The following is an 11,388-nucleotide window of genomic DNA, read 5'->3' as shown; positions in this document are numbered from 1 at the left end:
TCAGACCTTCTTGATCGTCGCGCGGCCGAACAGGCCCGAGGGCTTCAGCGACAGCACCAGCAGAAGGAGCACGAGGCCCGGAACATCCTTGTAGCCGGTGGAAATATAGAAGCCGGTCAGTGTTTCGGTGATCCCGAGGATCAGCCCACCGACGATAACGCCCATGCCGCTCGACAGCCCACCGATGATGGCCACTGCGAACGCCTTCAGGCCCAGCACCGCGCCCATGGTGGCGCCGGTGAGTGTAACCGGGGCGATCAGCACGCCGGCCAGCGCCGCCGTCATGGAGGAAAGAGCATAGGAGAAAGTGATGACCCGGTTGGTATTGATGCCCATCAGGTCGGCGGCGTCCTTGTCATTGGAGGTGGCAACCACCGCCTTGCCGAAGATCGAGCGGCGGTTGAAGATCTCCACGGCAAGCATCACGGCCAGCGCACCAAGCACGATGGCGATTTCCATGGGCTGGATGCGCACGGGCCCGATGGTGATCGCCGCCTCGGGCAGAGGCGAGGGAAACCGCAGCGCATCGCGGCCCCAGATGTTCTCCGCCAGATTGCGGAAGATGATGCCGAGCGCGATGGTCGCCATGATCCAGCCGGCTTCGGACTTCGCCTGGACCGCACGGCGCACGCCGAGCCACTCGACCACGACGCCCTGGCACAGGCCGAACACGAACACGACGGGCAGCATCAGCAGATAGGCAAAGCCCGTGCCGATGGCCTGACCGATCAGGAAGTTGATCGTCGTGAGCCCGACCAGAGCCCCCAGCATGAGCGCCTCTCCCTGGCCGAAATTCAGGGTCTTCGAGGTCGCGAACGTAAGCTGATAGCTAAAGGCGATCACGCCGTAGATCATGCCGACGGATATTCCGCTGACAATGAGCTGCGATAGGATGTTCATGGGTCTTCCCGAAGCATTGAGGAGCCCCCTCGCGTGCTCGCGAGGGGGTATGTTCCGGATCGACGGCTCAGTTGGTGGCGGGCTTGACCCGGACCGCCTTGTCGCCGGCGATGTCTTCGGGATGCGCGACAACGACGCGGCCACCCTTGACCACGCCGAACACCGGGATGTTGGGGGTGATCGCCTCGTGATCCGTGGCGCTGAAGGGCTTGTCATAGACCGTGACGACGCCCTCGACCTTCGTCTTCAGGTTTTCCAGCGCCTCGCGGACCTTTTTGCCGTCCGTGGAGCCCGCCTGGGTGATGGCGGCGGCCAGCAGATAGACCGAATCGTAGCCCTGGGCGGCGGAAACCGGCGAGGGAATGCGATCCACCTTGTAGGCGGCCTGGTAAGCGTCGATGAAGGCCTTGCGCTTCGGCGTGTCGGGGGTCTGGATGAAGGTCTGGGGCATCATCGCGCCCTCGCCGTTCGCGCCGGCCGTATCGATGAAGCTGGCCATGGACAGGGTCCAGGAGCCAATCATCGGCACCTTCCAGCCGAGCTTGGCCATGCCATTGGCGATCTGAGCCAGCTCGGGACCGATGGCATAGGTGAGGATCACGTCGGCGCCGGCTTCCTTGGCGCGCAGAAGCTGCGCGGTCATGTCGGTGTCGCCGATGTTGAACTTCTCTTCCGCGACAGGCTTAACACCCAGCGCACCAAGAGCCTTTTCCAGATCCTGCCGACCCAGCTGACCGTAATTCGTGCTGTCGGCGAGGATCGCCGGCTTCTTGAAGCCTTGCCGCTTGACCGCCTCGCTGGCGATCATCGCGCTCTGGATGATGTCGTTGGCAGCGGTGCGGAAGACGTAGTTATTTTTGTCCTTCGGCGGGATAAACTGCTGGGTGATGAGCGTGCCGGTGGCAACATTGTTCAGCACCGGAATTTCAGCTTCCTGATAAAAGCGCTGAGAAGCCAGGGCGACACCGGTATTGATGAAGCCAAGCGTGGCGATGACTTCTTCTTTATTGATCAGTTCCTGGGCGATCTGGACGCTGACTTCGTTCTTGGCTTCGTCGTCGCGCTCGACGACCACAAGCTGCCGTCCGAGCACGCCGCCGGCCTTGTTGATTTCCGCCACCGCCAGCTTCACGCCGTCGCGCATACTGACGCCCATGGAGGAGGAGCCACCAGTGAACGGTCCTGTGAGCCCGATCTTGATGGGGTCCGCCGCCAGTGCAGTTCCAGCCATGGCGATGCTGACCGCGGCTGCGGTCATTAGTCTGCTCAATCGCATGTCTCACTCCCCAAAATGCCGCTTTTTGCGGCACATATTATCGTGGATGGTGAATTCGACCGTCCCACTTCAATCGTTTAGAGCAACCGGCTTGAATAGGCCAGTGCAACTATAAGGTAATGTCAGGCTGCTGAGCGAGGCAATCGCAGAGTCATGACAAAGCTGAGAGGTGGGATGGCTTGAAGCCGTATTGTTGCAGTGCAGTGTAGGTTTCGGCTGGAAAAGCATCCGCCGATCTCACCCGTACATTACGTTACGTAACGTTGAAAATCACAACAAGCGCGTGATCAAACCTTCCAGCGTCTCCATAGACTTGGCTGAAGCCGCCGGCCCGTTCGCGTGTATTTGGGAATATTCCGCCTTGCCGAGCTCGAGCTAGATTAGGCCCTACGAATGAGCCGCCTCGGCCTCCACCGCCCCATGCGGAAGGTGACGAGCCGACCCAAGTGGGCTGATCCGATGAAGCATCGAACTGAGGCCCGCATGCGCCGCCCCTGTTGGGCCTCGGACCCTGCCACAAAGCCTTAATCCGCGCGCGGCATGATGCGCCCTCGTTCAATCAAGCTTGCCAGTCGGGCCGGAGGACGGCAATGTCCGCCCGGAAAGAGGCCCAGCGCGTGGGTGCTGCAGCATTCCCTTGGGCAACAGGACAGAGGAAGTCCAAAACCATGATGATGGACGGGCATAATGTCGATGCCGGCAAGATGGATGAGATCGCTCGGTTCGGACGCCGGGCGGGACTTCTCAACCGCCGGTCGTTTCTCGCGGGTTCGGCCGCCAGTTTCGGCGCGCTAGCGCTGGCCGGTTGCTCGACAACGGACTACATGAGCCTTGCTGAGGCGCAGAAGGTCTATGGGCCGGTGCCGACCGAGAAGTTCCCGATCCCTGCGGTCGATGTCAACAAGGTCAACCCGAAATATTTCCGCAAGACCATTCCCTACGAGACTAAGGAAGCCGTCGGCACCATCGTCGTAGATCCCAGCAATTACTACGTTTATCGCGTTGAGGAGGATGGCAAGGCGACGCGCTATGGCGCCAATGTCGGCCGCGCTGGCTTCCTGTGGAGCGGCGATGCCTATGTCGGACGCAAGAGCGAATGGGCCACCTGGACGCCGCCCAAGGAAATGATCAAGCGCCAGCCGGAGGCGGCCAAATGGGCCAACGGCATGCCCGGTGGGCTCGACAACCCGCTCGGCGCCCGCACTCTTCATCTCTATCAGAACGGCACCTACACGCTCTACACGATCTATGCCACAAGCGACCCGGAATCGATCGGCTCAGGTGTGACGAGCGGCTGCGTCGGCTTGCTCAGCCAGGACATGATCGAGCTGTACGACCGCACGCCCGTCAAAACGAAAGTGGTCGTTCTGCCGGCATAAACGGCCGCTTCCAGCCCGCGTTGGGCGGCTGAAATTTCGATGCTGGCCTCCGCGGCGGCCTGTGCCGCGGAGGTTGATACGCAAGGGTTTTTCAGGCCATGCCCCTCAGAGGGCAACCACCGTGCGGCCGCGGATCTGGCCCTTGAGGATCGCATCCGCCACGTTCGGCAGGTCCTCAAGCCGAACCTCCTGCGTCATGCGGGCGAAATCCTCTTCGTTCAGCAGATCGGCAATGCGAGTCCAGGCGGCGGTGCGGCGATCGGTCGGGCAATTGACCGAATCGACCCCCAGCAGAGCCACATTGCGCAGGATGAACGGGAATACCGAGGTGGGAAGGTCGGTCCCGCCGGCCAGCCCGCAGGCGGCCACAGCACCGCCATAACGGGTGGACGCCAGCACGTTTGCGAGCAGCGTGCCGCCCACGGTGTCCACCGCCCCATGCCACTTCTCGGCTTGCAGGGGTTTGCCCGCTGCCTGATAGGCTTCGCGGTCGACGATCTCCACGGCCCCGAGCGACTTCAGGAATTCCTCCTCGCTGCGCCGGCCGGTGAGCGCATAGACGCGATAGCCGAGGCGGGAGAGCAGGCGCACGGCGACACTGCCCACCCCGCCGGCCGCTCCCGTCACCAGCACATCGCCGCCCGCGGTGATGCCGTAGCGCTCCAAGGCATCCACGCACAGCATGCCCGTGAGGCCGGCGGTGCCGATGGCCATGGCCTGGCGGGTGGAAAGGCCCTGCGGTAGTTTCACGAGCCATTCGCTCTTGACGCGGGCGCGCTCGGCGAACCCGCCGGACCAGGTCTCGCCCACACCCCAGCCGGTGAGAACCACCTTGTCGCCCACCGCGAAACGAGGGCTGGCGCTGGCGCGTACGGTGCCGGCAAAGTCGATGCCGGGCACCATGGGCAGGGTGCGCAGAATGCGGCTGAGCCCCTTGAGCGCAAGGCCGTCCTTATAATTAAAGGAAGAATACTCGACATCGACCGTCACATCGGCCTCGGGCAGGTCGCCCTCGGTGATGGCCTCGATGGCGATGGCTTGCCCGCCTTCGGTCTTCCTCGCCATGATCGCGCGAAACGTCTCGCTCACGTCATCTCCTCCTTCATTGGCTGTTGCGGCGCCATCGGGCCCCGGCACGGGTTCGCCCAGAGCGTCCCGTCGGCACGCGGAAACTCTGCCTCAGCGGCGATGGGCGGCGCGCGCCTCCGCTGCCTTGGCATATTGGTCACGAATGTAATGCACGAGCCCTTCCAGGGCCGCCACCGCGCCATTCCCATCGCGCGCTTCAAGGGCGGCGAGCATGCGCTCGTGATGGGCCACGATCTCCATGCGATCACGCACCCGAACGATGATCATGTTGCTCACGGGCATGAGCGCTTCCACCAGGGCATTCATGAGAAAGCGCAGCAGCGCGTTGCCCGCCGCGTCCACGATTAGGCGGTGAAACCGCACGTCGGAGGCGCAAAAGTCCTGGTCGGAAATGGTCTTGTCCCATTGCAGGGCGATTTCCTCCCGCAGCCCGGCAAGGTGCGCTTCCGTGCGGCCCTGGGCGGCAAGGCGACAGCAGACGGCCTCCATCTCCAGCCGCGCTGTGGCCATTTCGTCCAGCGTCACGCCGTCGGTGGCCACCAGCAGGGTCACGGAAGTGCCCAGGCTGTGGGCAAGCTCCTCGGGCGAGGGGCCGGTGATGAAGGTGCCCCCCGTGGGCCCGCGGCGCGAGCGAATGAGATGGCGCGCGGCCAGCCGCTTCAATGCCTCCCGCACGGTGGGACGGGACACGCCGTATTGCGCGGCCAGCTCCTCTTCAGTGGGCAGGCGGTCGTCCACCTTCAAGCGGCCATCCATGATCGCCTGCTGGATCTGGTCGGCAATCTGGCTCGCGGCGCTGGACGTGATGATCTGGCCGTAGGTTCCGTTCATGTCCCTGTTCACTGGCAGCTGTCCTGTCCCTTGGTGTCAGAAGCGCAGTCCCAAATCAACTTTAAATATTTGTTTGACAAATAGCAGGTTCGGCATTCTGGTTTCGGGTGACCGTGGCCGTCAGACGCCCGGCAGGAAACCACAGGGAGACAGGGATATGCGCGCCCCACTTGTCGCCGCCGTCTTGATTTCGGGCTTGGCCGCCGCCCATGCGGCGGACCTTCCCGTGTTCCGCATCGGTGTGCTGAACGATCAATCGAGCCTCTATTCCGACATCGCCGGCCCCGGCTCCGTGACCGCCGCGCAGATGGCGGTGGAGGATTTTAAGCCCGAGACCCATGGCTTCAAGGTCGAAGTCATCTCCGCCGATCACCAGAACAAGCCTGACGTCGGCTCCTCCATCGTGCGACGCTGGTACGACACGGAAAAAGTCGACGCGGTGGTCGATCTGCCGACCTCCTCGGTGGCCCTCGCTGTCGCCGATATCTCGCGCGACAAGAACAAGGTCCTCCTCGTCGCCAGCGCCGGCACGTCCGATCTGACCGGCAAGGCTTGCACCCCGAATACAGTGCACTGGACCTACGACACCTGGGCGCTCGCCAACGGCACCGCCCGCGCCATGATCAAGCAGGGCGGCGACACTTGGTTCTTCCTCACGGCCGATTATGCCTTCGGCCATGCGCTGGAACGTGACGCAAGCGAGGTGGTCGCGGCCAATGGCGGCAAGGTGCTGGGCCATGTGCTGGCGCCGTTCCAGAGCGCAGATTTCTCCTCTTTCATCGTCCAGGCGCAGTCCAGCGGGGCGAAGGTGGTGGCGCTGGCTAATTCCGGCGGCGACACCATCAATTCGGTGAAGCAGTCGGCCGAATTTGGCCTCTCGCAGAAACAGAAGCTCGTCAGCCTGCTCATCTTCCTGTCCGACGTGCATTCGCTCGGCCTCCAGACCGCGCAAGGACTGATGCTGACCAACGCCTTCTACTGGGACATGAACGACGGCACCCGCGCCTTCGGCAAGGCCTTCGGAGCCCGCAACAGCGGCCGCATGCCCACCATGAACCAGGCTGGAACCTATGCCTCGACGCTGCACTGGATGAAGGCGATCGCCGCCATGGACAAGACCAAGGCGCGGGACGGCGCCGCGGTTGTCGCCAAGATGAAGGAATTGCCCACCGATGATCCGCTGTTCGGCAAGGGCAAGATCCGCGCGGACGGGCGCACCATCCATGACATGTATCTCTGGCAGGTGAAATCGCCGGCCGAATCCAAAGGGCCATACGATTATCTCAAGCTCGTCGCCACCATTCCCGGAGACGAAGCATTCCGCCCCATGTCACCGGACCTGTGCCCGATGCTGAAGAAGGCCCAATGAGGTGAGCGCGCCGCTGCCGACCGTGTCCCTGACAGCCGGCAAGGCGCGCTCCCTGGCGATCCTGGTCGTCGCCGAGGTGGCCGCCATGGCCACCTGGTTTGCCACGACGGCCTCGCTCGGGGCGATCCGGGCGCATTGGCCGCTCTCGCCGTTCCAGGAAGCGCTCCTCACCAGTTCGGTGCAGGCAGGCTTCGTGGCGGGAACCCTGGTCAGCGCGCTGCTCTCGCTCGCCGACCGGGCCGATCTGCGCACGCTGTTCTCCCTGTCCGCGTTGGCGGCGGCTCTGGCCAATGGGGCCATCCTGCTGTGCGAACCCACCGACCCCATGGTGGCCGTACTGCGGTTCATAACGGGCATGTGCATGGCAGGGGTCTATCCGGTGGGCATGAAGCTCGCCGCCACATGGGCGAAGGGGGATCTCGGGCTGCTGATCGGTATGCTCGTGGCCGCGCTCACCCTCGGCTCTGCCTCGCCCCATGCCATGGCCGCCATCGGCGGTCTCGACTGGCGCGCCCCCGTGGCGGGTGCGGCGGCGAGCGCACTGCTGGCGGCGCTGCTGATCCGCTTCGCGCAGGTCGGCCCCAACCATGCGAAGGCGCCGCCGCTGCGACTTGCAAATGCCCTGGACGGGTTTCGCCGGCCGGCGCTGCGCCTCGCGAACTTCGGCTATTTCGGCCATATGTGGGAGCTCTACGCCATGTGGGCCTGGATCGGGGCGTTCATGGCCGCGAGCTTTGCCGCTCGTTATGGCGAGCGCCCGCCGTTCGACCCGCGCATCGCCACCTTCTCGGTGGTCGGCATCGGCGCGGCCGGCGCCTTGTTTGGCGGCTATGCCGCCGATCGGCTGGGCCGTACGCTGGTGACCGCCGTATCCATGGCGGTGAGCGGCCTTTGCGCCGCCGGCATCGGCTTCCTGTATGGCGGCTCGCCTTGGCTGCTGCTGCCCGTAGCTCTCGTGTGGGGGGTGAGCGTGATCTCCGATTCCGCGCAATTCTCCGCCGCCGTAACGGAACTGTCGGACCGCACGCTGGTCGGCACGATGCTCACGGTACAGACCTGCGTGGGCTTTCTCGTCACCCTGGCGAGTATTCACCTGCTACCCTATGCGGTGGACTTCCTGGGGTGGCGCTACGCCTTTTGCCTGCTGGCTGTCGGCCCCTTTCTCGGCGTGCTCGCCATGATGCGCCTGCGGCAACGGCCGGAGGCGGCCGCCATGGCCGGCGGGCGCCGTTGACCACTTCGCGAGGAGAAAAATGAAAGCCACGAAAGCCGCCGCGTTCGGCAAGATCATTTACGAAGTCCTGGACGGCGTGGCCCGCCTGACCCTCAACCGGCCGGCACGCACCAACGCCCTCGACCAGGACATGCTCGACGAGATCAACATCGCCATGGACATGGCCGAGGCCGACGCGGCGGTGCGCGCGGTGATCGTGCGCGGTGCCGGAACCGCTTTCTCCTCCGGCTTCGACCTGAAGGCTCAGATGGAAGCACAGCCAACGGGCGTCACGCAGTGGCGCCCGCTGCTGCGCAACGATTTCGATACGGTCATGCGGTTCTGGCACTGCCCGAAGCCGACGATTGCGGCGGTGCGTGGGCCATGCCTCGCGGGGGCCTGCGAATTGGCGCTCGCTTGCGACATGACCATCGCCACCGAAGATGCCTTCTTCGGCGAGCCGGAACTGAAGTTCGGCGCCGGCATCGTGGTGATGCTGCTGCCCTGGATCGTCGGCCCCAAGATCGCCAAAGAGATTATCCTCATGGGAGAGGACAGGGTGTCGGCAAGGCGCGCGGTCGAAATTGGAATGGTAAACCGGCTGGTCGCCGCCGATGCGCTGGATGAGGAGGCCCTGAGGATCGGGCGCCACATGGGCGCCATTGAGCCGGGTCTGGTGAAGGACACGAAGCGCGCGCTTAATCTCGCCCTGGAGCGACAAGGCATGCTCGATGCCCTGGAAAGCGCGCTCGCCATCGACTTGGCCATCGAGGGCGCCGGCTCGCCAGACAAGATCGCATTCATGGACATCGCCCGGCGGGAGGGATTAAAGGCAGCCCTGACCTGGCGCGATGCGCGCTTTCCGAAGGCATCGTCATGACTGGAGCTCTCGCCCATCTCCTCGAGCAGCCCGCTGCGGCGACCGCGCGTGTGGTCGGCGACGCGAACCCCGGATTTGCCGATGGGGCGGCGCTGGCCTCCGCCGCCGATGCGGTGGCCGCGCGGCTCGGTGCCGCCGGAATTGACCCCCGCGAACCCATTTTGGTCTCGGTCGCCAACCGGCCGGCCGACCTTGCCGCCCTCTTCGGCGTCTGGCGCGCCGGAGGCGTGGTGGTTCCGATCCATGCCGCCGCCGCGGAAGCCACCCGCGCCGAGGTCCGCAGCCAGACCGGCGCCCGGTTCCTGCTGGATGGTGCGGAGCTGATCCGCGTCGCTGATGCGCCGCCGCCGCCCCGCCCGCTGCTGGAGAAAGCGGCGCTCATTATCTTCACCTCCGGCTCCACCGGGCGCCCCAAGGGCGTGGTGGTCGGCCATGATGGCCTGGCGGCGAAGCTCGACGTGCTTGCGCGGCTGCTGGAGATCGGCCCGGACGACGAGGTGATCCTGCCGCTCCAGCTCATCTTCATCTTCGGCGTGTGGGTGGGCCTGCTGTCCGTCAGCCGGGGCGCCAGGCTGCGGCTGGTCACCAAATTCACCCCGCAGGGCATGCGCGAAGCGCTGCCCTCCGGCACGGTGTTCGCTGGCGTGCCTTCCATGCTGCGCGCGATGTTCGGCGATGGAACCGTCGTCGCGCCCGGCCTGCGCGCCATCCTCACCGGCGGCGAGGCGCTCGGGCCCCTGCTGTCCGCTCAGCTCGATCTCCATCTGCCGCAGACGGACGTCTTCGATTTGTACGGCCTGACGGAAACAGGCTCGTGCGATTTCTGCCTGCTGCCGTCCGATCGGATGGGCGGCGCGAATTCCGTTGGCCGGCCCACGGAAGGCGTCACCTACCGCATTCTCGATGCGGCGGGCGAAGAGGTTGAGCCGGACGCCTCCGGCGAACTCTCTATCCGCACGCCATTTGGAATGCTCGGCTATCTGGACAATCCCACGCTCACACAGGACTCCTTCCGCGACGGCCATTTCCGCACGGGCGACCTCGCGCGTCTGCGCAGCGACGGCTTCGTGGAGATTGTCGGGCGAATCAAGGAAATCATTTCGCGCGGCGGCAACAAGATCGCGCCCGCCGAAATTGAACTGATGCTGCTCCAGCACCCGGATGTCGCCCATGCCCTGTGCGCCGGCGTGCCGGACCCGCGCCTCGGCGAGGCGGTACACGCCGCCGTGGTGCCGAGAGCTGGATCCGCCCTGGAGGGGCAGGCGCTGAAGGCATGGTGCGCCGAGCGCATCGAGCGCTTCAAGGTGCCGGACACCATTCATCTGGTGGATGCCCTGCCGACCGGCCCCACGGGCAAGGCGTGGCGTGGTGGCATAAAGCTCCTCGCCGAGGCCACGCCTAACGCTGGCGTACCGGGAGGAGGCAAAAGCTAAGATGCTGCTGGCGCTCTTCGGCCAGCGCACCACCGGCACGGTGAACGGGCCGGCTCGTCGCATGACGATCCTGCTCTGTTTGCGGAGCTAGCCCTCCGGTGCCCATACGCGGTAGAGGGCGCGCGCCAAGCTGTCCAGCGCGAAGCCAAGAATGCCGATGAGCAGCACGGTAGCCATCAGTTCGGAATAAGCGAGGCGGTCGCGCGTATCGAGAATGAAATAGCCGAGCCCCGCCGACACACCGAGCATCTCGCAGGGCACCAGCACGATCCACAAGATGCCGATGGCGAGCCGCACGCCCGTCAGCACATGGCCGAGCACGCCCGGCACCACCACGCGCCACAAGGTCTCCAGCGGCGTCGCCGCAAGGCTGCGGGAGAGCTGAAGCCAACGGGGATCGAGTGCCCGCACGCCGGCCGCCGTGTTCAGCAGGATCGGCCAGACCGCGGCGAAGGTGAGCAGGAAATAGATTGGCTTGTCGCCCACCCCGAACACCATCACGGCGATCGGCATCCATGACAGCGGCGAGATCATGCGCAGGAATTGAAAGGCCGGGCTGGTCGCCGCCTCCATCACCTGGAAGCTGCCGACCGCGAGGCCCAGCGGTACGCCGATCAGGAGCGCGAAGGCGAGGCCGATGAAGATGCGCTGCAGGCTCATCATCACATGCAACGGCAGATCGGAATGCAGCAGCAGATCGAACAGCGCCGGCACGGCGGTGAGCGGCGAGAAGCGGGCGAGAAAAGAGCCCTTCTGCGCCAACACGTCCGTGCCGATCCACCACAAGACGAACACCAGCGCCAGCCCGCCAAGACCGAGCGACAGGCGCGCGGCGAACGAGCCAACGCCCTTCGCCCGCACGCGCGCCGCCTGCGCCGTGACCGGCGCCGGAAGAGCGGAGGGGGAAATCTCAGGGTGGCTCGTCATGGGCGAAGTCTACTCAAGGAACAAGTCTTTGCCGTGAAGCTTCCGTTCGGCGGGAGCGCCGATTTCCCCTCGCCCTCTGCCCCGCAAGCGG

General features: G+C 65.0%; 10 protein-coding genes. 5 read left to right on the top strand and 5 right to left on the bottom strand.

The genetic code is table 11. The annotated features are described in order from the left end of the window. The gene (locus V5F68_RS05310; protein WP_348846032.1) at positions 1–900 is read right to left on the bottom strand and encodes a branched-chain amino acid ABC transporter permease; all 900 of its coding nucleotides are present in this window, start codon (positions 898–900) and stop codon (positions 1–3) included. A 67-nt stretch (positions 901–967) separates the two neighbouring features. Further along, a complete protein-coding gene (locus V5F68_RS05305) occupies positions 968–2,176 on the bottom strand; it encodes an ABC transporter substrate-binding protein (RefSeq protein ID WP_394013594.1) in 1,209 nt (402 codons plus the stop codon). A gap of 668 nt (positions 2,177–2,844) precedes the next feature. Here V5F68_RS05305 and V5F68_RS05300 point away from each other — a divergent pair. Further along, positions 2,845–3,555 (top strand): L,D-transpeptidase family protein, encoded by a 711-nt coding sequence (locus V5F68_RS05300; protein ID WP_394013593.1) that lies wholly within the window; start codon positions 2,845–2,847, stop codon positions 3,553–3,555. A 105-nt stretch (positions 3,556–3,660) separates the two neighbouring features. Here V5F68_RS05300 and V5F68_RS05295 read toward each other — a convergent pair whose 3' ends face one another. Then, complete coding sequence (locus V5F68_RS05295) at positions 3,661–4,620, bottom strand: MDR family oxidoreductase (protein ID WP_394013987.1); 960 nt, start codon at positions 4,618–4,620, stop codon at positions 3,661–3,663. 114 nt (positions 4,621–4,734) lie between these two features. After that, positions 4,735–5,475, bottom strand: a complete 741-nt coding sequence (locus V5F68_RS05290) for a FadR/GntR family transcriptional regulator (RefSeq protein WP_394013592.1) — start codon at positions 5,473–5,475, stop codon at positions 4,735–4,737. 157 nt (positions 5,476–5,632) lie between these two features. Here V5F68_RS05290 and V5F68_RS05285 point away from each other — a divergent pair, with 157 nt between their 5' ends. From V5F68_RS05285 to V5F68_RS05270, 4 genes are read left to right on the top strand one after another with little or no spacing between them, the layout of a single operon-like run. Continuing rightward, on the top strand, positions 5,633–6,844 hold the full coding sequence (locus V5F68_RS05285; RefSeq protein ID WP_394013591.1) for an ABC transporter substrate-binding protein: 1,212 nt from the start codon (positions 5,633–5,635) through the stop codon (positions 6,842–6,844). 1 nt (position 6,845) lies between these two features. Beyond that, on the top strand, positions 6,846–8,078 hold the full coding sequence (locus V5F68_RS05280; protein WP_394013590.1) for an MFS transporter: 1,233 nt from the start codon (positions 6,846–6,848) through the stop codon (positions 8,076–8,078). Positions 8,079–8,097: 19 nt separating this feature from the next. Then, positions 8,098–8,937 (top strand): enoyl-CoA hydratase/isomerase family protein, encoded by an 840-nt coding sequence (locus V5F68_RS05275; RefSeq protein ID WP_394013589.1) that lies wholly within the window; start codon positions 8,098–8,100, stop codon positions 8,935–8,937. Further along, positions 8,934–10,370 (top strand): class I adenylate-forming enzyme family protein, encoded by a 1,437-nt coding sequence (locus tag V5F68_RS05270; protein ID WP_394013588.1) that lies wholly within the window; start codon positions 8,934–8,936, stop codon positions 10,368–10,370. The genes V5F68_RS05275 and V5F68_RS05270 overlap by 4 nt, the downstream gene beginning before the upstream one ends. 87 nt (positions 10,371–10,457) lie before the next feature. Here V5F68_RS05270 and V5F68_RS05265 read toward each other — a convergent pair whose 3' ends face one another. Continuing rightward, on the bottom strand, positions 10,458–11,297 hold the full coding sequence (locus V5F68_RS05265) for an ABC transporter permease (RefSeq protein WP_394013587.1): 840 nt from the start codon (positions 11,295–11,297) through the stop codon (positions 10,458–10,460). Between the last annotated feature and the right edge of the window lie 91 nt (positions 11,298–11,388).

It is taken from the genome of Roseixanthobacter pseudopolyaromaticivorans, assembly GCF_043195145.2.
Taxonomy (GTDB): Bacteria; Pseudomonadota; Alphaproteobacteria; order Rhizobiales; family Xanthobacteraceae; genus NCEH01.
Note: the sequence above shows the minus strand (reverse complement) of the source record. Positions and strands in the feature narration are given on the sequence as shown.